Origin of the sequence: Sphingomonas panacisoli, assembly GCF_007859635.1 — a bacterium.
In the GTDB taxonomy this organism is placed as follows: Bacteria; Pseudomonadota; Alphaproteobacteria; order Sphingomonadales; family Sphingomonadaceae; genus Sphingomonas; species Sphingomonas panacisoli.
Window position 1 is genome coordinate 2,139,930 of record NZ_CP042306.1, and the last position, 20,874, is coordinate 2,160,803.

General features: G+C 65.1%; 17 protein-coding genes. 2 read left to right on the top strand and 15 right to left on the bottom strand.

Going from position 1 to position 20,874, the window contains the following annotated elements; all coding sequences use genetic code 11:
- Positions 1–111: 111 nt before the first annotated feature.
- Positions 112–1,200 carry a PstS family phosphate ABC transporter substrate-binding protein gene (locus tag FPZ24_RS10840; RefSeq protein ID WP_205012830.1) on the top strand — a complete coding sequence of 363 codons (1,089 nt, stop codon included), beginning with the start codon at positions 112–114 and terminating at the stop codon, positions 1,198–1,200.
- 136 nt (positions 1,201–1,336) lie between these two features.
- Here the strand turns inward: FPZ24_RS10840 and FPZ24_RS10845 are convergent, their stop codons facing one another.
- From FPZ24_RS10845 to FPZ24_RS17195, 6 genes are all read right to left on the bottom strand, one after another.
- On the bottom strand, positions 1,337–3,739 hold the full coding sequence (locus FPZ24_RS10845) for a TonB-dependent siderophore receptor (protein WP_146571889.1): 2,403 nt from the start codon (positions 3,737–3,739) through the stop codon (positions 1,337–1,339).
- A gap of 110 nt (positions 3,740–3,849) precedes the next feature.
- Positions 3,850–4,707 (bottom strand): PstS family phosphate ABC transporter substrate-binding protein, encoded by an 858-nt coding sequence (locus tag FPZ24_RS10850; protein WP_146571891.1) that lies wholly within the window; start codon positions 4,705–4,707, stop codon positions 3,850–3,852.
- Positions 4,708–4,820: 113 nt separating this feature from the next.
- Positions 4,821–5,936 carry a PstS family phosphate ABC transporter substrate-binding protein gene (locus FPZ24_RS10855; RefSeq protein ID WP_205012831.1) on the bottom strand — a complete coding sequence of 372 codons (1,116 nt, stop codon included), beginning with the start codon at positions 5,934–5,936 and terminating at the stop codon, positions 4,821–4,823.
- Between the two features lie 56 nt (positions 5,937–5,992).
- Complete coding sequence (locus tag FPZ24_RS10860; protein ID WP_186728761.1) at positions 5,993–6,463, bottom strand: type 2 periplasmic-binding domain-containing protein; 471 nt, start codon at positions 6,461–6,463, stop codon at positions 5,993–5,995.
- Between the two features lie 209 nt (positions 6,464–6,672).
- Positions 6,673–7,476 carry a tripartite tricarboxylate transporter substrate-binding protein gene (locus FPZ24_RS10865; protein ID WP_186728763.1) on the bottom strand — a complete coding sequence of 268 codons (804 nt, stop codon included), beginning with the start codon at positions 7,474–7,476 and terminating at the stop codon, positions 6,673–6,675.
- Entirely contained in the window at positions 7,476–8,090 is a 615-nt protein-coding gene (locus tag FPZ24_RS17195) for a hypothetical protein (RefSeq protein ID WP_186728765.1), read from the bottom strand. Before FPZ24_RS17195 ends, FPZ24_RS10865 begins: the two co-directional genes overlap by 1 nt.
- A gap of 174 nt (positions 8,091–8,264) precedes the next feature.
- Here FPZ24_RS17195 and FPZ24_RS10870 point away from each other — a divergent pair, with 174 nt between their 5' ends.
- Complete coding sequence (locus FPZ24_RS10870) at positions 8,265–9,740, top strand: PstS family phosphate ABC transporter substrate-binding protein (RefSeq protein ID WP_186728767.1); 1,476 nt, start codon at positions 8,265–8,267, stop codon at positions 9,738–9,740.
- Here FPZ24_RS10870 and FPZ24_RS10875 read toward each other — a convergent pair.
- The 9 genes from FPZ24_RS10875 to FPZ24_RS10915 all read right to left on the bottom strand — a co-directional run bounded on the left by FPZ24_RS10875 (position 9,716) and on the right by FPZ24_RS10915 (position 20,860).
- Positions 9,716–10,510 (bottom strand): class I SAM-dependent methyltransferase, encoded by a 795-nt coding sequence (locus FPZ24_RS10875; RefSeq protein WP_146571901.1) that lies wholly within the window; start codon positions 10,508–10,510, stop codon positions 9,716–9,718. The two genes, FPZ24_RS10870 and FPZ24_RS10875, sit on opposite strands and share 25 nt — an antisense overlap.
- Before the next feature lie 2 nt (positions 10,511–10,512).
- Complete coding sequence (locus FPZ24_RS10880; RefSeq protein WP_146571903.1) at positions 10,513–11,046, bottom strand: hypothetical protein; 534 nt, start codon at positions 11,044–11,046, stop codon at positions 10,513–10,515.
- A 65-nt stretch (positions 11,047–11,111) separates the two neighbouring features.
- Positions 11,112–11,855 (bottom strand): hypothetical protein, encoded by a 744-nt coding sequence (locus tag FPZ24_RS10885; RefSeq protein ID WP_146571906.1) that lies wholly within the window; start codon positions 11,853–11,855, stop codon positions 11,112–11,114.
- Positions 11,856–11,922: 67 nt separating this feature from the next.
- A complete protein-coding gene (locus FPZ24_RS10890) occupies positions 11,923–15,015 on the bottom strand; it encodes an efflux RND transporter permease subunit (RefSeq protein ID WP_146571908.1) in 3,093 nt (1,030 codons plus the stop codon).
- Positions 15,012–16,046: an efflux RND transporter periplasmic adaptor subunit gene (locus FPZ24_RS10895; RefSeq protein WP_186728769.1), complete on the bottom strand. Its 1,035-nt coding sequence runs from the start codon at positions 16,044–16,046 to the stop codon at positions 15,012–15,014. The genes FPZ24_RS10890 and FPZ24_RS10895 overlap by 4 nt, the downstream gene beginning before the upstream one ends.
- Positions 16,043–17,389 carry a TolC family protein gene (locus FPZ24_RS10900; protein WP_146571912.1) on the bottom strand — a complete coding sequence of 449 codons (1,347 nt, stop codon included), beginning with the start codon at positions 17,387–17,389 and terminating at the stop codon, positions 16,043–16,045. Before FPZ24_RS10900 ends, FPZ24_RS10895 begins: the two co-directional genes overlap by 4 nt.
- The gene (locus tag FPZ24_RS10905; RefSeq protein WP_146571914.1) at positions 17,386–18,726 is read right to left on the bottom strand and encodes a sensor histidine kinase; all 1,341 of its coding nucleotides are present in this window, start codon (positions 18,724–18,726) and stop codon (positions 17,386–17,388) included. The genes FPZ24_RS10900 and FPZ24_RS10905 overlap by 4 nt, the downstream gene beginning before the upstream one ends.
- Positions 18,719–19,390 (bottom strand): response regulator transcription factor, encoded by a 672-nt coding sequence (locus tag FPZ24_RS10910; protein ID WP_146574401.1) that lies wholly within the window; start codon positions 19,388–19,390, stop codon positions 18,719–18,721. The genes FPZ24_RS10905 and FPZ24_RS10910 overlap by 8 nt, the downstream gene beginning before the upstream one ends.
- Before the next feature lie 117 nt (positions 19,391–19,507).
- Complete coding sequence (locus tag FPZ24_RS10915; protein ID WP_205012832.1) at positions 19,508–20,860, bottom strand: 2-hydroxycarboxylate transporter family protein; 1,353 nt, start codon at positions 20,858–20,860, stop codon at positions 19,508–19,510.
- Positions 20,861–20,874 lie beyond the last annotated feature (14 nt).

Sequence of the window (20,874 nt, forward strand, 5' to 3'; positions counted from 1 at the left end):
ATATGTCATTCGACGGATCGGCCGCGCCATTCGCTGCATTGGGCGAATCCGACCGCCCGCTTATCCTGCACGCGATCCGGGGGATGCCCGGCCAAACTAGAGGAGAGGACGTTGCCAGGTTTTGCTTCATTCAAGCGCCGCCATATCGCCGCGCTTGCCACCGTGACCGCACTGGGTCTGACCACCGCGATCGCATTCCAGCCCGCTAATGCGCTCAAATACGCCAAGCGCGAGCACAATCTGAAGGTCGATCCGCGCATTCCGGTGTGGGTGCCGGGTCCGGTCGATGTCCAGCCGGAAGAGGAGCTCCACGTCGTCGGCGCCGACGTCATGGATGAAATGACGCTCGGCTGGGTGAAGATGATGCGCAAGGCCTATCCGCGGCTAAGCGTCGACATGGAAGCGCGCGCGTCGGGCAGTGGTGGCCCCGGCCTGACCAACGAGATTTCCGAGCTCGCGCCGGTCGGCCGCGAATTGCTGCCCGCCGAAGCCGAGGGCTTCCGCAAGAAGTTCGGCTACGACGCCACCGGCTTCCGCGTCGCCACCGGCAGCGTCGGCTCGCTGGGCAAGACTGCGGCGTCGATCATCATGGTCGACAAGGACAACCCGATCAATTGCCTCAGCATGCAGCAGCTCGACAGCATCTATTCGTCGACGCGCAACCGCGGCGGACCGGACATCACCAACTGGGGCCAGGTCGGCTTGACCGGCGCCTGGGCGTCGAAGCCGATTCACCTTTACGGTCTGAAATCGCCAAACGGGATCGAATGGTATTTCAAGATCCAGGTCATGAAGATGGGCGAGTATCGCGACGGGATCCAGTTCACCAAGGGTCGGGGTTTCACCCACGCCTTCAACGTCGCCGCGGAGGACATGAAGGATCATCCGGGTGGGTTGACCTATGCGTTGCTCGCCAACATCACGCCCAATACGAAAGCCGTCGCGCTGTCGGAAACGACGGGCGGCAAGTGCGTCTACCCGACCACGCAGTCGGTCTATGACCACAGCTATCCGCTCAGCCGCTACGTCTACATCTACGTCAACCATAAGCCGGGCACGAAGCTTCCGGCGAAGGTCAGGGAATTCCTGAAGGCCGTGCTGAGCCGCGAAGGCCAGCAGCAGGTGGCGAATGACGGCGTCTACATTCCGTTGCAGGCGTCGGTCGTGAAGGAAGAACTCGCCAAACTCGACACGATGTAGGAATTCCCCCTCAAGCCCGTCGCCTCGGAGGGCGCGACCGGTTCGCCGGTCGCGCCCTTTTTTGTCTGCGCCGCAGGAAAGGAAGAGGCGCCGCCGACGGCGACGCCTCCTCCTCCTCCCCCAGGGATCGCTCCTGTTAGAAGTGGAACCGTGCGGTTGCCGTCAGCAGGCGCGGCGTGCCAGGTACCAACTGGATGTTGGCGGTGAAGCCGGCGCTTTCGATGTAGCGCGCATCCAGCAGGTTGGTGACCTTCAGCGTCAGGTCGAGGTTATCGCCGACCTTGTAATAGATGCCGGCATCGACCGTCGTGTAGGCCTTGAGCGGCAGGGTTCCCGCTTCGGGCCCGACCGCGCCGACCGTCGGCAAAAGACCGACGCGCTTGCCGATATATGACACGCCGAGGCCGAACCCGAGATTTTCGAGCGAGCCCGACTGGATATCGTACCTGGTCCAGAAGTTCAGCGCATTGTCCGGCGAGTTGGTCTGCCGCGCGCCGATTTGCGGCGCGATGTTCGACGATACGACACGCGCCTTGGTGTGGGCATAGCCGCCGGTGATCTGCCAGCCGGGCAGCGGTGTCGCGTTGACCTCGATCTCGAAGCCGCGCGAGCGGTCGGAGCCGAGCTGGTTCGAACAGGTCCCGCTGGCCGGGATCAAATTGCCCGCGGCATCGCGCGGCGCATTCGCGGGGATGGTGATGCCGTTGGCCGCGATAAAGGCGTTGAGCGCGGCGAGGTTGGCCGGGCACGAGAAGGTATTGAGAACGTTCTTGCGCTCGATGTCGAAATACGCCGCCGTCAGGTTCAGGCGCTCGCCGAACAGGTTGGCCTTGACGCCGCCCTCGTAAGATTTCGCCTCGGTCGGCTTGAACGGGTTCAGCCCGAAGACGTCGAACGACGCGGCCGCGACCGGCACGTAGGACGAACTGTATGCGGCGTAGATCGTGAGCTGCTTGGTGGGCTCGATCAGCAGGCCGGCCTGGGGCAGCCACTTGCTGTCCTTTTTCTTGACCGGCACGAACGTCGTGATCCGCTTGTCGGAAATCGTCTGCCGTTCATCGGCATAACGCACCCCGACCATCACCTTCACGAAATCGCCGAACGAAATGAGATCCGACGCATAGCCGCCGAGCGAGTTCTGCGTGGTGTAGCGCCAATTGAGATTGGACGATTGTCCGGTATTGAACTGCGGGAAGGTCTCGATCGCAGGCGCGGTGTTGATCGCCGGGTTATAGACGTTGAGGTTCAGCGACGTGCAGGCCGGCGCCGGGGTCGGCGTGCAATTGTAGAATTGCGTGCGATTGAGACTCGCCGTTTCCTGGCCGCCGTTGAAGCCGATCAGCACGTTGTTCTTGATCCCGGCGATTTCGAACTTCGCCGTCAAATTGGTATCGACGAAGCTGTATGTGCGCTGATTGAGCTGTCCGCGGGCGCGGCGCGTGATCGTGGTCAGCTGGTTGGGCGACGAGGCAAAGGCATTGACGTCGAAATTGCGCTGCCGATCCTCGTGATCGACATAACGATAACCGACATAGAACTTCACGCTGTCGCTGAAATTGTGCGTGTAATACAGGTTGCCGATCGCCCCGCGCTCGACGAGATAGTCGTCCTTCCCCTGATAGTTGGTGTCGATCTTCGCGATCAGGCTGGCGTCGTTGCCGGGCGCGACGAGGTACGTGTCGTAGTGCGTCTTTACGTAGCGATACTCGCCGCCGATGGTCAGCGTATCCTTGGACGAGATTTTCCAGGTCGCGCTCGGCGAGATGTAGATCGGTTGCTCATACGAGTTCTTGCGGAACCCGCGCGTATAGCCGAGCTCGCCGACGACCCGAACGGCGAGCGTCTGATCCTTGTCGACAGGGCCGGTATAATCGAACGAGAACAGCCCGCCGAGTTGACGGTCATACGAGCCGACGCCCATCACCCCTTTGAAGCCGATCTCGAACGAGGGCGTAAATTTCGGTTTCTTGGAAATGATGTTGATGAAGCCGCCCGGTTGACCCTGGCCGTAAAGAACGGCGGTCGGCCCCTTGACCAGCTCGATATGGTCGGTGCCGATCGTAGGCGGCGAACCGAAGCGAACGGAGAGACCCGGCAAACCGTCGGTCAGAATCGCGCCGCGATCGTTGCCCGATGTCTTGAAGCCGCGAAACGTGATGTCGTAGCTCGTGTTACCCGCGCGCTGGACACCGGTCATGTAGCGATAGAGGTCCGATACGTTGGTCGTCTCGATCGCCTTTAGAAAGTTGTTGTTGTAGCTTTCGGTGCTGGCCGGCGTGTCGAGGATGCGAATGTCCATCTTGGTCGCGCTCACCGCGGCGTCGTTGACGAAGCGGCCGCGAATGACGATGTCGGTCGGCGTATTGCCGTTGTTCGTATCGGCGTCTTGGGGTGCGGCAGCGGTTTGATCGTCGCTGGCGGCTGGCGCCGTTTGCGCCGCAGCAGGCGATGCCATGCCGCACGCGATCGCCAGCAGCGAACAAGCGCCGATCATCCGCACGCGCTTCGTTGTCTTCGCGCCGTTTCGGCTGCTGTTCATCTTATCCTCCCCTGACCCATGGTCGTTGTTAAGGCGGTTACCGCTCTGGAGCTTAACCTCTGTCAAAATGACGATTTCGCCTCCATCCGTTAAATGACGGACAGGCTATCTTATTGTGGTTTAATGTTTTTATTGAGTTTCACGCGTTCGACGGCAAGTTCACTGCGATTCAACGGCAGGTATCCGCGCGATTGCCGGCCGATCGCCGCCTGACCAGCGTCGGACAGCAGCGATTCGAGCAGCAATGTAGCGGCAGGCGCGATGGCGCCATCGGCCTCGCGACGGGCGTAGATCAGCAGAAATCGGTCGAACGGATAGCGGCCGGAACGGATGCCGGCACGGGTCGGCGCGGTGGTGCGGCCACGGTCGTCGATCACCGCCAATGCTCTGACGCGGGGGCCCGCAAAGTTGGCATTGGCCAGGCCGATCGCCGCGTCGTCCGCCGCCACCGCCGCCGCTACATCCCGCGATTGGCGCTTGCCCTCGACCGCCGCCGCGAACGCAGATGCGCGCAGCGGCCCGGCCAAGGCAAACCGGCCGATCGCCGTGTCGCGGGCCAGCGCAACCGCGCGGATCGGCCGCGTTCGCCAGCGGCCGCCGAGGCCGAGATCGCCCCAACGCACCGCCGCCGTACCGTCGGCGCTCGACGCGAACACGCGCCGAATCTGGGCCAGGGTGATCCGCCGCAACGGATTGTCGACGGCAACCAGGATAGCGGTCGGCGACGATAACGTGCCGGGGACGAGCGAGTCGTGGGCAATGCGGAACTCGATCGGATCGCTGCCCCATGCCGCGCGGAATGCGGCGCGATCTGCAGGCTCCATTGCGGCACCCATCGGCGCGAGCAGCGAGTTCCCCGCGATCAGCGCAGCGGGCGCCGATCGCGTGCTCTTGAGATCGAGATCGTATCGTACCGTCGTGCCCGACGCCGCGATCCGCCGTGTCGCGTCGCCGATAATTTCGTCCATGTCGTTATATCCAACGACGCGAAACCGGCCCTCTGCGGTTACGTAGCCCGTGCCCTGAGGCGCGGCCGCGATCAGGGCGAACGCGAACGCCAGCGCCGCTGATCGTCGGCCGATCACTTGCCCTCGATATAGGCCTGGCTGCGCGCGACCTGGCCTACGCGGAGCGGCAGATAGATGCCTTGCTTGCGAACCACGGCCTGGCCCTCGCGGCTCAGCACAAAGCGCAGGAATTCGCGCAACGCCGGATTGAGCGCCGCGCCCGACCGCGCGTTCGTGTTCAGGTACAGGACGCGCGACAGCGGATAGGCAGCGCTCGCGACATTCTCGTAGCTCGGCGACAAAGCGGGACCACCCTCCACGCTGAGCGGCACGATCTTCACTTCGGAATCGATCGCCGACAAGCCGGTATAGCCAAGTGCTTCGGGATCGGCCGCAACCCGGCGCGCGATGTTGAAGAAGGTTTCGTCGTAATGGATCTTGTCGTTCCACTCGCCGCGGCCTTGCGGCGTCGATAGGACGTGTTCGCGCACGAACTCCTCGAACCCGTTCCACGGCTTGATGCCGTAGAGATGCACCGGACGGTTCGCCCACTCGCCGGTCAGGCCGAGATCACCCCAGGTTTTGATCGGCTTTCCACCACGCAACCGCGTCGAGGAGAAGGCGGCGTCGAGCTGTTCAAAGCTGAGCTTGCGGATCGGATTGTCCGGATTGACCATGAACGCGATCGCGTCGAGGAACCCAAAATGACGCCAGGTCCCGCCGGAGATCGGCACCGAAAACGGCGGGTATCCGAACTTCGCGTTGAACCCCGAAATGTCGGTCGGCTTGAGTTCGCGCGATACGAATACGAGGTCGAGATTGCCCTTGATCAACTCGAGCGCACCGAGGCTGCCGGCATACGGTTTGACCAGATCGAGCTGGAAGCCGGGATGATATTTGCGGAACGCCGCCACCCACGCCGCGGCGAGGCCGGGCAAGACGTCCGACACGCCGGCGCGGAAATGCGCTTTGAGCTTGAGACCTTTGGTAGGAATATAGCGTGGAAGGGCGGGATCGAGATCGGGCTGTAGCAATTCGGGTGCGGGCAACGTGCGCCCTTCGACCATCCCCGCCTTCTTCTCTTCCTCGGTCTGCGGAAAGACCGGCGCGGCTGACGGCTCGACCCAGATCAGCTGGCCGGGCTTCGACGGCGGTGCGGCGTCCTGGGCGCTCGCCAGTCCGGCGCACATCAATCCGGCTACAGCCAAAAACCCTCGAGCCAATCGCATCAAATCCAATCCCTTCTTCATTGTGCCGTTGCCGGCATGCCACCGACGAGACCGCCGAGCGCGGACAAGGCATGCTTGCGCTCCACGCCGGTCAGGGCACCCGCGGCGAATTGGCGCTGACCTTCAGGACTGAGCGCCACGCGCGCGAATTCGGTCGCAATGCCATTCGGCTGTCCACCGGTCGCTTTGTTGAGATAGATGACCAAAGGTCGAGCGCTTGATTGCCCCCTCGCCGAAGCGAACCCGACAACGACGCCGCGCGGATCGCGGCTCGACGCCATTGTCAGACCGCGCTCGCTCTGGTTCAGCACGCGCGGCAACGGCGCGACATCGGCCACGCCGTCGGCCAGCGCTTCGGCGACGACGCCCGATCCAGCAGGAGCAACGATCACATCGACGTCCGGATGTTCGCGGCGGAAGATCGCCACCCAGCGTTCGACAACCCGCGCCATGGCGCGTGCGCCGACGATCGTGAGTTTGCCCTGCAATTGCGGAGCATTCGTACGGTAGGATTGTGGCGCCGTCGCTGCGAACGCCGTCCCGGCAACCCCCGCGAGCGCGAGCAACAGGAGCGATCGCCGTGGAAAACGGACGAAATCCGCTGGGCGAAGATCCGGTGGCATGAGCATCGCCCGATGCTGCCGAAGCGGCCCCGTGAATCGATCCGTCGTATGACGCAAAGCATCGGCGCAATGCCCTAGATGAAGCGCTCTAACACGCGGCCGGCAAGGTCCGAACGGCCCTCCAGACCGGCCTTGCGGTAGATCGCCTGAGCCTGCTGACGAACGGTGCGTTCACTCGTCCCGCGCACGTCGGCGACTTCTCGCAAAGGCAATCCGCGCAGCATTAGCCACGCGACATCGCATTCGGCCCCGGACAGTTTCCAGTCACTGAAGTCGATGTCGATCCCGTCCTTCACCAGCTTGCCCGCGGTGATCGTGTTGCTCTGCAGCTTTGCGGCAAGCTCTCCACAGCGCTTTTCCAGGTCGGCGGAAGCACGGCGGCGGCGGCGCAGCTGGAACCACAGCGACGCGGCGAAGGCGACAAGCGCGCCGATCGCGGTCATCAGCAGCGCGAACCTGCCCCAGCCCATCCGCAGGCTAGACACCTCGATCGGCTGGTCGTCTGACCGGGTCGGCGGGTTAATCAGCCCGGCCCAGCGGGTCTGCTCGCGATCAATGAATTGCAGCAAGGGGCTGCCATCCAGATAGGTATCCGCCCAGCGATTGGCGCGCAGCTGTTCTGCCCAGCTCGGCGACCGCGCCATCGTCGCGATCAACGCGGTCAGCCGATCCTGCTTGTCGGCGGCGAGTCCGGGCGCCGCGAACACGCCGCGCCAGTTCATCATCGATACGTCAAGCCCGCCCTCGCGCAAAGTTGCGGCATCGACGCCCGCGACACGATCCGGCGCGGCAATCCCGAGCTCGCGAAATTCCCCGCTGGCGATCCGGGGCGCGAATTCGGCGTAGCCGCCGACGCCGATATCGCCGCGACCCTCCATCAGCGAATCGCTGACCCGACGCCCCCGGCGCGGCCGAAATATGTCACCTCGTCGAGCGGTATGCGGAGTTGCTCCGCAATCTGCCAGACCAGGCCCTGATCCGGGCCGCCGAGCGCGCCGCCCAGCCAGCGCAATGCGGCGGGGTCGCGCTTCAGCGCCACCTTGAGGTCGGCGACGGTGCGGATCGGCGAATCCTGCCGAACGGCCAACAGGCTCCATTCGCCCGTCAGGCGTGCGATCGGCGTAACGTCGCGCAGCGTTACCGCCGCCTCGTCGCGAACCGCGGCACCCAGCATGACAAGGCCGCCGATCAGCAACACGTCGTCTTCGCCACGATGACGCGATACGAACTGGGAGAGGCCGATCAGGCCGCCCGCGCCGGGATACCGCACGATGCTGACCTGTCCCACCAACCCCTCGCGTTCGAGCGCGGTCTTCATCGCCTTGGCGGTTAAATCCCAGCCACCGCCCGCAGCTGCGGGCACGACCAGCGTCAGGCGCTGCATGCGCGGACCAGCGATCGCCGATTGCGGCAAAAAAGCGCCGAGGACCGCCGCAGCGCAGGCAATCAGCGATATCAGGTGACGCCAGACGGCGATGCGACCCAGACGCATCTCAGTGCTCCTTCTCCTGGACAGCGACTCTTCGTTCGCTTGCCTCCTGACGGGTGTAGGACCGGGTAGCTGTCATCAGGCTGTCGCGTCTCACGATCGCCCGATGGGTATAGGCAATCCGTCGGATTGCCGGGTTCGCACGGGAGCGGGATGACGGATCGGATGGAGACAAGAATGCGCCTGACCCTCGCCGCCCTGACAATAGCTGCCGCAACGTTTGCCCAGCCTGCCGCCGCAGCGCCGTTGGTGTGCGCCGCCGACGCGACCGTGGCACGCGCGCCCAGTGCGGTCGGCGACGGCGCGATGAAGCCCGCGCTCGACCGATTGCTTGCGCTGTACCGGCAACGTCATCCGGCGAGCGGCGCCCCGACGCGCTGGGAATATGGCAGCGGTGCGCGCGCGGTCGGCGCGCTGATGTTCGACCTTGCCGATATCGCACCGGTCATGCGCCCGTTCGCCCCCGCCGAAATCGCGCCGTACGAGCATCAATTCCACGGAGACATGATCAAGGAGCCGTTGATCGTCCGGATCGGCTCGATCGGCGGACGTCCCGCCGGAATCGCGCTCAACCGCCGGCCCGGCGCGCCCCTTCCCGCGCGTATCACCAATTTCATCGCGCTGGCGCTCAGCGAAGAGGGGCAGCGGGTACTCGCCGGAACCCCGGGCTTTACGCCGCTCGACCCTGCCGCGCTGGCCGACGAACGCGCCAAGCTCGACGAATTCGTCCCGGCGCTCGATCCGGCTTTGGCCGCCTATCGCCCGACGGCGCGCTTGGCCGGTCCGATCCGCAGTGTCGGCAGCGACGGCATGAAGGCGTTGATGGATAGCTGGGAATGCCGCTTCGCCGCGCTCCAACCCGGCATTCGCAAGGGCGAGATCTGGGAACATCTGGGGACGCTCAACGGCTTCGATGCGCTGCTCAATGGCCAAACCGATATCGCGCCAATGGGACGCGAACTGTGGCCGGACGAGCTCGCCGACTGGCGATCTGTCTATGGCCCAGGTGCGCCGGTCGAAATCGCCGTCGCGCGCGGCGGTTTCAACACGCCGCAGCGCACGACAGCGCAGGCGATCCTGGTCAATCCCGCCAATCCCATTCGTCGGATCACCATGGCGCAGTTGGCCGGCATCTTCGGCGCCGACCCGACCATCACGCGTTGGGGTCAACTCGGGCTGACCGGCGCCTGGACCGACCGGCCGATCCACGTCCGCATGCCGCCCCGCGTCGCGCCGAACGCGATGTCGATGCAGATGATGGTGCTCAACGGCGGCGGCTGGAACGCCAAGGCGACCGAAGCACCGATTGCGGCCACGGCGAAGGCGATCGTCGATGACCCCGCGGCGATCGGATTCGGCGGGCTGGAGGAAGGCGATCCGACGCTGGTCGCGCTCGACGTGGCCGGCACCGACGGGCGGTACATCCCACTCACCGCCGACAGTGCCTCGACAGGTCGCTATGCGCTGACGCGCTATATGTACATTCGGCTGGCATATGGCGCGATCTCGCCGCAGGTCGCGGGTTTCCTGCACTTCATCCTGAGCCGCGATGGCCAGGAACGCGTCCGCTATTCAGGCTATTTCCCGCTGACCGCCGCAGAAGCTAAACGCGAACTGGCGAAGCTCGATCAAGCGGTGCGCCGGCCGAGATAGAGCGCGGTCAACACGACATTAGGCGCGGACCCGCCAAATTCACGATCGACGAGATCACCGATCGCATCGAGCAACGCTGTCCGACGATCGTCGGGCAACGCGCGGACGAACGAATAGCTGGCATACAGCGCGCGGGCATCGGCGGCCGACAGCATACGTTCGCGGCGAAAGACGTGATGCTCGATCGCGTCGAACCCGCCTTCGCGCAGCCGTCCGATGTGGAGATCGGCATCGAGCGAATAATGCCCGCGCATCGATTCCGACGGTGGCAGATCGATGCCGTCGAGCAGTGGCATCGTCGCGTCGGCGAACGGATCGCCGATCCCTGGCTGGCGATAGGCGTTCCACCACAAAGCGATGCGCCCTCCGGGTCGCAACAGAGCATGGATTCGGCCTAGCGCGGCGTCAGGATCGAGCCAGTGGAAAGATGAGGCCGCCGCCGCGAGGTCGAATCTGCCGTCGATCGGCGCGGCGACGAAGTCGCTGTTGACGACATCGACCGGGCCGCCGGCAAACGTGGTCCGCAAATAGTCGGCGAGTGCGGCATCGGGCTCAACGGCAACGAGCCGCTCGACACCCGGCGCAAGCAGCTTGGCCGTCGCGTGTCCCGTACCCGCGCCGATTTCGACGACCGCGCGGACGGGGAAATCCGCGCGGTCGAAGATGCGTTCATAGAGTGCGTCTGGATAATCGAGCCGGGCCGCATGATAGCCGGCGGGATCGAGGCCGAAGATGCTTCGGCCCACGCCACGATCGATGCGGCCCGACATCGTCACTTCGCGGGAGCGAACAACGCCTCGTAGCTCGGGATCTTCTTCGCGAGCGCATCGCGCAGATCGAGCGCCTTCGTGTAGAGCGTGCGCTCATACTGGTTGCCGGCGACGGGAACCTTGAAGGCATAGACGACCAGGCCGATATTGTTGCCCTGCGCGTCGCGCATCGGCATCAGCACGACGAACTTCGGGCTGGTGTCCTTGGTCCGATGCCAGCGCGGATCGACGATGGTGATGCCCTTCTTCGACACGTCGATATCATCGGGATCGTCCGGATTGCCGATGCGGTCGGGATACGAGCCGGCGAACATCGTATAGGCGTCGGTCATTCCCGGCGGCACGCCATGCAGCGTCACGCTCAGGAGTTCGGGATGCGCTTTCATCGTCTCGTCGGACAAGACCTGCGCGTAAATCTTGGCCGCCGGCGGCGTCCAGTTCTTCGCTGGGGCGGCCGGGGCAGCGGTCTGCGCACCGGCGACCGCGGCGAGCCCCAGCCCGGCGGCGGCGGCGATCATCAAGAAGTTGCGTTTCATAATACCTCTCCTGGCTTTGATTGTTGACCCCGGCCTAGCGCGCCAAGCTGACGGGAAGCTGTCGCCTATTTCCCAGCGAGCGCGGCGACCGATGGGGTTCGGCGGGCGAGCGCGTCGCGCAGCGCGATCGCGCGCGCCAACACGCGCGGCTCGTCGGCTGCATCTTTCATCGTGAAACTTGTGCTGAGCGCGCCGATCACGCGCCGCCGCGCATCGAGCTGCGGCAATTCGACCGCCAGCCGCCGGCCTCCATTGGTCACTTCCTTGCGAACGATGCCGTTGGCGATGACGTCGTCGTCATCCTTGTCCGCCGCCTTGCCGATGCGACCGAAATTTGAAGCGATGATGGTGTTCTGAGCCCCCGGCAGCGCGACGTGCATCGCGAGCGTGACGAGATCGGGATAGGCGTCGATCATCGTGTCGACCAACGCCTGCGCCCGTGGCGCCCGCACTGCGCCCGGCACGAAGGGGTCGGGCTCGGCGAGGTTGTCGGCGACATAGATGCGACGCGACGCCGCGCGCGCGACCGGCTTTGCGTCGATCAGCTTGCGCGCCCAAACTGTTATGGTGCCGATTGGCTCCCCGACCGCATTGACCAGCGGCGCGCTCGACGACGGGCCGTTCTGCGGACCCCAAGCGATATGGATGGGCTTACCGCCCTTCCCGTTTGCATCGATGGCGATCGCGACGATATCTGGGCGCTTGGCGGCAAGCGTCGCGGTAAGCGTGTCACCATAGGTTTGCGCGGTCGCGGGCAGCACGAAAGCGACGCCGATGATCGCCGTCGCAATCCCCCAAGCCTTGATCATCAACCCCTCCGATGCCGGCACGATCGTTCGCCGTGCACGGCAACGGAATTAGGTCAGTGCGCTGTCATCAGGCTGTCGCGAGCTCTGCCTGAGGATCGGGCTGGTCCTTGGCTTTGCCGCCGAGCCACTTGGTCAGCAGCAGGACCAGCGTGGGCAGGATCGTCAGCACCAGCGGCGCACCCACCGCCAGCCCGAAGATGATCGCGGTCGCGAGCGGTCGCTGCAGCCCCGATCCGCGGCCCAAGCCGAGTGCCAGCGGCGCCAGCGTCAGGATCGCGATCAGCGCCGACATCAGGATCGGCCGCAACCGCGCCTTGCCCGCTTCGAGCAAACTCGGCCCATCGATCGGCCGGCCCGGCTCAAGCTCCGCCAGGTAGAAGATGGCGAGCTCGGTCAACATCCCGACCACCATCGTCAGCCCCATCAGCGCCGAAATGTCGAGCTCGGTCCCCGTCACCCACAATCCCATGAACACCGCGGTCGTCGATAGCATTACCGTCCCGATCACTGCAGCGGTGAACGCCCAATTCTCGAACAGCAAAGTAAGCAGCAGCATCGACAACAACAGCGCGGCGACGAACACCGTAGCGAGGTCGCGGAACGACTGTTTCTGCTGCTGATAGAGCCCGCCATAATCGACGCGGACCGACGACGGCAGATTGAGCGCCTTCACCGCCGCCTGTACTTCGTTCATCGCGCTGCCGAGATCCTTACCCTCAAGCCGGGCGGTGACCGGGATGAACGGCGCCAGGTCTTCGCGCGTGATCTGCGGCTGGCCGGCGGCGATGCTGATCGACGCGATCTGGCGCAGTGCGACCGTGCGCCCATCGGTGGCGCGGACCGTCATCGCGCCAAGCGAGTCGGCGCGGCGGCGCAGGTCCTGCGGAACGGTGACGCGGACGTCGACGACTTGCTCGCCGGCCAGGATCTGGGTCGCGATGGTGCCGCCGGTTTGAGTCTCGATCTGCTTCGACACCACATCCGGATCGACACCGGCCAGCGCCGCAGCCGCCCGATCGACCTTTATGATGATCGCGTCGCCGGCGACACGCAGGCCGCTCGCGACTTCGACCACGCCCTGAATCTTCTCCAAGGCACCCACCACCTTTTCGGTCGAGGCCGACAGCTCGTCGGGATTGTCGCCGAACAGTTTGACCTCGATCGGTTGCGGCACGGCGGTAAGGTCGCCGATCAGATCCTCCATCAGCTGCGCGGTTTCGATCTCGAGACCCGGCACCTGCTCCTGCACCTTCTGGCGAACCTCGGCCATCACCTCTTCGATGTCGCGGCGGTTGCCGTCATTATTGAGCCGGATGAAGAAATCGCCTTCGTCGGCTTCGGTAAGGCCGCCACCGAGCTGGACGCCTGTACGTCGCGAATAGCTAGTGACTTCAGGTGTTTCGCGGATGATCTTCTCCACTCGGCGCAATAGCAGATCGGTATCGCTGAGCGCGGCGCCCGACTTTGCCTTATAGTCCAGGATGAAACCGCCTTCGTCCATCACCGGCATGAAGCCGGACTGCAGGTTGGTCCAGGCGAACCCGCCGAGCACGACGAGGACCAGCGCAACGACGCCCGCTGCCAGACCGGGCCGCGCGAATACCCGCTCGGTCATACGGCCGTAGCGGTTGACGATCGGGCCGGTGAACTTCTCCGCCTTGTCCGCCGCTTCGGCATCCTTGAGCGTGAGCCAGCCGTCGGCAATGATCGGCAGCACGAAGCGCGCATACAGCAGCGATACCGCGAGCGCCGCGACCATCGTCACCGCCAGCGCCTTGAAGAAGCCTCCGGTGACCCCGGTGATGAACGCCAGCGGGACGAACACGACGATCGTCGCCGCGGTCGATCCGAACAGCGGGCGCGCCATCTCGCGCGCCGCCGCCAGCATCGATGGCCGTTCGCTCTGATGATCGTGATCGGCTTCCTGCAAGCGTCGCATGAGATGTTCGAGCATCACAACGGCGTCGTCGACCACCAGGCCGACCGCCGCAGCCATGCCGCCGAGCGTCATCATGTTGAAGCTCATCTTGAACGACAGGAGCGCCAGACAGGCCGCGGCCAGCACGGCGGGTAGCAGCGCCGCGGTGATCACCATCAGACGCCACGACCGCAGGAACAGGAACAGCACGACGCCCGCGAGCAGCGCGCCGAGCAGGATCGCGTCGCGCACCGAATTGGCCGCGCCGGTCACCAGTTCCGACTGATCGTAGAAATTGCTGACCTTGACGTCCGACGGCAACGACACGCTCTTCAGTCGCGCTTCGACATCCTTGACCAACGCGACGGCGTCGGCGGTGGGCGTCTGGCGGATATTGACCAGCACCGCGTTCGTGCCGTTCGACGTCACCTTGGTCCAGGCCGGTGCCGGCGCGCGACGGATCGTCGCGATCTGGCCGAGCGAAGTCACCCCCGCGCCGGGCGTGCTGCCCGCCTTTACCGGAACCGCCGCGATATCGGCTTCGCTCGTCAGCCGGTCTTCGACCAGCGCAAGGTACAGGCGATGGCGATCCTCGATCTTGCCGACCGCCGCAACGCTGTTCGCCGCGGTCAGCGCCGCAGTGACGTCGGTGATGGTCAGCCCGACCGCCTGCATCTTGCCGGGATCGACTTCGACCACAACTTCCTGCGGTGAACCGCCAAGGACATCGACGCCTGCCACGCCCGACACCGTCGAGAGCAACGGACGAAGCTTCAGCTGCGCGAGTTGCTGCAGTGCGACGCCGTCACGTTTGTTCGACGTCAGCGAAATGCCCAGCACCGGGAAGATCGTCGGGTCCGATCGCCGCACGCTGAACCGCGTGCCGGTCGGCAGATCGGGCAGGATCGTCGCCAGCGCGCCTTGGGTCGCGTTGGTCGCGGCGACCATGTCGTCGCCCCAGGCAAAGCTGAGCGCAACCTCGGCCGAACCGCGGCTGGTAGTCGATCGAATCTGCGTGACCCCGGGGATTTCGCGCAACGCGATTTCCGCCGGCCGCGTGATGTCGGCTTCCATCTGCTGCGCATCGCGCTCGCCCGCGTCGATCGAGACGACGACGCGCGGATAGTCGATGTGCGGGAACAGGGTCACCGGCAACTGGGTCGCCGCGGCGAGACCCGCCAGCGAGATGAGGAAGACGCTCAGCCAGATCGAGCGGCGATGGCGCTGGAGAAGCTCTCTCACTTCTTCGCTCCCGCCGGCGCCGGTTCGACGACCTTCATGTCGTCTTCGAGCGCGGTTCCGCCCTCGATCACGACGCGTTCGCCGGGCTGCAGCCCTTTCAGAATCTGGATACGGTCACCCATCGAATTGCCCGGCGACACCTCGCGCTCCTTGGCGACGCCGCCCTTGACGACGAACACGTAGCTCTTGCCGCCATTGTCGAGCAGCGCGGCATAGGGAATGGTGATGCCCGTCGCGGTCGCCCCGACCTGGAGCGACGCGCGCAGCGGCTCGCCGGCGCCCAGCCGCATGCCGGCAGGCACGGCGGCATAGACCGATGCCAGCCGCGTAGTCGGATCGACCTGCGGATCGACGCCGATGATCGTCGCGTCGGTTTCGGCGCCGCCGTTGATCGTGCTCATCTTGATCGGCAGGCCCGGATGCAGCCGCGGCGCGAGCGCCGGATCGACCCCGAACTTGGCGCGCAAATCGCCCAGCGTCCCGATCGTCGCCAGCGACGTGCCGGCGGCGACCTGGTCGCCCGGCTTGACCGTCAGGTTCTGGACGGTGCCGGCAACGGGCGCGCGCAGCGCCACGCTGCCGCCCATTCCAGTGCCCATCCGCGCGGCGTTAGCCGAGGCGACGGCGGCGCGTGCGGTCTCGACATCGGCATCGCTGACCAGCCCGTCCTTGCGCAGCCGCAATGCGCGTTGATAGGCGGCCTGCGCCTGACCGGCGTCGGCCGCCGCCTTGGCGATCGCGGCTTGCGTGGCGGGGCTAGCGCGCAGGGTAATGACGACCGCGCCATGGCCGACCGCGGTCCCGGTCGGCGCGGAGACCGACACGACAATCGCCTCGGCAGGCGCGATGATCGCGCGCGTGCTGCCCGGCGTCGCTTCGGTCGCGCCATAGACGGATACCGCGTCGGTCGACGACCCAAGCTCCGCCGGCGCGGTGCGGACCTGCGCCGTGGGTTCGGGCGCCTTCTCCTCTTCGGCGCCGCCGCCACAGGCAGCGAGCAGGAACAGCGGCAGAAATGCGAGCGTCTTCATCGGGTCCATCCTTCACTGGGGCCGCCCGATAGAAGTTCGAGCGCGATGGTTTGTTCGGCGATCTGTTGATCGATCTGGAGAAGCGCGAGGCGGCGATCGCGGATCGCCTGCAGCGCGGTGTCGGCGGTCGCGAGCGACAGGTCGCCGCGCTTCGCCGCGCGTTCTGTCGCGTCGGCATATTTCTGCAACGCAGGCAACTGGCCAGCCAGTTCGGTCCGCTGGCGGCGCAGCGCCCTCAGCCCCTTGATCGCGGTGTCGATTTCCGCCCGGGTCTGGAACAGCCGCGCGTCATATTCCGCCTTTAGTTGCTCGCGGGTTGCCGTGGCGACCGCGATGGCGCCGCGGTTGCGATTCCACAGCGGCAGCGCGAAGCCGATCGCCGGGCCGACCGTATAGTTGTTGGCGGTATCGCGCGCGCCGGCGATCGTCAGCGACAGGTTAGGGAACTGTTCGAGCACCGCCTTGTGAAGGTCGGCCTCGGCAACCCCGTATCCCGCGCGCAACGCCTGCAAGTCGAGCCGGCGTTCGAGCGCTTGAGCGACTAGCGTCGCGCTGTCGGGTGGCACCGGCGAGGCCGCTGGCGGTGCAAGCTTGACCTCGACCTCCGGCGGCAAGCCAAGCGTCTTGTTGAGTTCCCCACGCGCCGTCGCGAGATCGCTCTCGGCCGTGCGCGCCTTGCTCGATGAATCGACCAATGCCTGGCGGCGTGTATCGAGTTCCGATGCGGCCACATCCCCTCGCCCTGCGGCGCGCTGCGCTGCTTCGAACAACCGCAGCGCCGAAGCCGCGGCTTCACGCGCGATGTTCAACTGCTCCGTGAGCGCGAGCACGCGGACGCCGAGCAACCGCGCCTGCCCCGCCGTCTGCCATTCGGCCCAGGCCAAATCGAGCCGCACTTGCCGTTTCGCCGCCTCGCCCGATTCACGCGTGACGCGCGCGGTGCGGATCGCGTTGAGGTCGAATCCGAGCTGCGCACCGAATGCGTTGAACACGTCGGGGCCCGACAGGATCTTGTCGAAATTGGCGCCGAACGTCGGATCCGGCAGCAGCCGCGCGGAGAAGGCCTGCGCGTCGGTGACGCCGCTTTTGGCACGCTGCGCTTTCAGGTCCGGGTTCTCGAGCACCGCGATCACCGCGAGCGCGTTGGGCGTCAGCGGCTGACTCAAGTCGATCGCCTGTGGCGTCAGATAAGGGCGGTCGATCTTCGACGCGTCGGCGGACAAGATTGCCGGGTCCGGCGCGGCCAAGACGTCCGATGCAGGACGTAGCGGCGATCGCTGATAGCTGGCGCAGCCCGACAACACACTGCCGGTCAGCGCCAAGGCAAGCAGCGCCCGCTTCACAGCGGCCGCCGGGGAAGTATGACCATTGCTTTCACTCCGGGATGATTGTCGTCGAGACGGACCGTGCCGCCGTGAGCCTTGGCGATCGCCGCGACCAAGCTGAGGCCCAAGCCATGTCCGGGCGTGGTGCGGCTGACTTCGAGACGCGTGAAGCGGGCAAACACATTGTCGCGCTGTGCGGGCGGAATACCTGCCCCACGATCCGAAACCGCGATCGTAACGTTTTCCGCATCGGATATCAGGTCGATCCCGATCCCGACACCGGATGGCGTATGGCGTAGGGCATTGTCGAGCAGATTGGTGGTGAGCTGCGCGATCAAACCTCGGTTGCCGTTCAGCGCGACACCTGCCGCAATATCCCGTTCGAACGGACGATTGCCGTCCTCTTCGGCGACCGCCTGATAGATGTCCGCGAGATCGCTGATGAGTGCGCTGAGGTCGAATTCCTGTTTGGCGACCGACGCTCCCGCCTCGACCTCCGAAATCGCCAGAATTCCGGAGAACAACTCCAGAATGTCATCGGTCTGACCGACGGCATGTTGCATCGCCCCGCGCAATTCCTGCGCATCGCGATCGCCGGTCAGCGCCAATTCCAGTTTCTGCCGTAGTCGCGCGACGGGAGTGCGCAGGTCATGCGCCACGTCACTCGATACCTGGCGCAGATTGTCGAGCAGCGCCGCGATGCGGTCCAGCATCTGGTTGAGCGTCGCCGATAGGCGATCGAACTCGTCGCCGCGGCCCGACAGCGGAACGCGCTGCGCCAGATCGCCGCCGATGATCGCATGAGCAGTGCGCGTGACGTTTTCCAACCGCCCGCCGAGCATGCGGCTCAACAGAAACGCACCCGACGCGCCGATCACGGCGATCAGACCGAATGCAATTGCAAACAGCGGGATGATCCGCTCGTCGAGCCCCTCGATCGCTTCCGGATCCGCACCGACGATCAACAAGCCGCCGTCGGGCGTTCGCGCGGAGAAGGCCCGGGTCGCATCGGGCTGGCCGTTGTTCTTGACGAAGTTCATGTCGGACCAACCGAGCGACGGCGCGGCGACGACGGCACGGCCAGCGACCATCCGTCCGCTGGCGTCGAGCAACGCATAGCGCATATCGCCCTGCTCGCGCTTCGCCCGTTCGGCGACGACATGCGCCAAGCCCGTTACCGCCGCTTCACGCCCGACCGCATCGCGCTCGGTCACCACCCGCTGATCGAGATCGTATCGGAGCTCGTGGCGGATCGCCCAGTACATCGCGGCGCCGAGCGCTAGGATGAGCAGCGTAAACGTCGCGCTGTAGAACGTCGCGAAGCGAAAGGCGGTCGAGGAAGTGAGCCTAGGCATCGAACAGATACCCCGAGCCGCGCACGGTCTGGATCGGGTCGTGATCGAACCCGGCGTTCAGCTTCGAGCGCAACCGGCTGACATGCGTTTCGACGATGTTGGTCTTGGGATCGAAGTGAAAATCCCACACCCGCTCGAGCAGCATCGTGCGGGTAACGACGCGACCGGCATTGGTCATCAATTCGTCGAGCAACGCATATTCGCGCGGTTGCAAATCGACCCGCTGGCCGCCGCGGCGCACTTCATGCTTCAATCGGTTGAGCTCGATGTCGCCAATTCGTAAGGTCGTTTCCGCCATGACCGCGGCGGGGCGGCGCGACAGCGCGTTGAGCCGCGCGGTGAGTTCGGTGAACGCGAACGGCTTGACCAGATAGTCGTCCGCGCCGGCCTCGAGTCCCTCCACCCGATCCTCGACGCGGGCCAGGGCGGTCAGCATCAGCACCGGCGTATCGACGCCGGCGCCACGGATCGACTTGAGGATCGTCATGCCGTCAAGGCCCGGCAGCATGCGGTCGAGAATGATCGCGTCGAACGGCTCGCTGGTGGCGAAGAACAAGGTATCGCGACCATCCGCCGCGCCGACCACGGTGTGGCCGAGCTCGCGCAGGCCGCGCTCGATGTAATCGCGCGTTTCGGCATCATCTTCCGCGACGAGCACTTTCAACACGGCATCCTCCCTGTGTCGGCTTTGACTGAGCCGAGATTGGTGACGTGTTTCCGGATTTATACAAATCGCCAATGTTTGCGGGCCGCCGGCGTCCATCCCGGCGGCCCGCCGGCATTACATGCCGAACTTGGCGACCAGGGCGATCGCCAACGTGACAGTCAACGCCCCGCCGATCCGGGTCGCAACCTGCGCGAACGGCATCAGGTTCATGCGGTTCGATGCGCTGAGGATGGCGACATCTCCGGTGCCGCCTTGGCTCGCGCGGCACGAGGTGATGATCCCAGATTCGACCGGGTAGATATTGACGAAGCGACCGACGAAGAACCCCGTCGCGACCAAGCTAGCGACCGTCGCCAAGATCGTCGTGATCTCGGCGAAGGTGAACGCGCTCATCAGCTTTTCCCAGGGCGTCTTGGCGACGCCGATCGCGAACAGTAGCGGATAGGTCACGATCTGCGCGAAGAATTGGTAATTGCGATACGCGCCCTGCTCGAGCTTGGGCGAGAAGAGTTTGCCGAGCTTCAGCACGACGGCGAGGAACAGCATCGTCACCGGCCCGGGAAACTTGGTCCAGTCCTGCACCAGCGCGCCGATCGTGTAGAGCGTCATCGCCAGGACGACCGCGCCGCCGATGGTCTGCAGATCGGGCATGAAGCGCGGCGCTTCGCCTTCGTTCAGATGCACATCATGTTCGCCCGGCTGAAGCTGACCCTCACCGGTCAGGTGCGGCTTGCGCTTGCCGAGCATGTTGAGGCCTCCCGCCATCAGGATCGCGGCCAGGCTGCCGAACATCACGGCGGGCAGAATTTCGGCGAGCAGGTCGCCCTGCTTCGCACCGCTCAGTGCGGCATAGCCGATCGACAGCGGGATCGCGCCTTCGCCGACGCCGCCGCCGAGCACCGGCACGACGATCATATAGGCGGTGTGCTTGAACCCGAGGCCGAGCGCGGTACCGACCGTGCAGCCGACAATGGCCGCGACGATCGAGCCGGCTAGGATCGGGACCAGGATCCGCAGGAACCCGCCAATCAGCATCTTGCGGTCCATGCCCAGGATCGATCCGACGATGATCGAGCCGATGAAGAGGTAGAGAAAATTGCTCTGCTCGGTGAAGTCCGAGATCGCCGTCTTGAGCGGTTTCGGGATTGCACCGACATAAACCAGGAACGATGGCACGAACGTCGCCAGGATGGCCGCCGCGCCGACCTTCTTGAGCACGGGAATGTGCTTGCCGACCTCCGCACAGGCGAACCCGCCAGCGCCGAGAATGAGGATGGCGGTCGTGAGGTCGGCCGGCACTTCCCCGCGGGCGACGAAGGCCGCGATCATCGCGACGATAATGACGAATACCGGGACCGGGACGATCCCGATCTTGGTGTCCATGATCCGCCACCAAAGGCGCGGACCTTCTTCGCCGTCGATCGTGTGCGTTTCGTCGATCGGTGCGACCGTGATTGCTTCAGCCATGTCGGCTCTCCCCT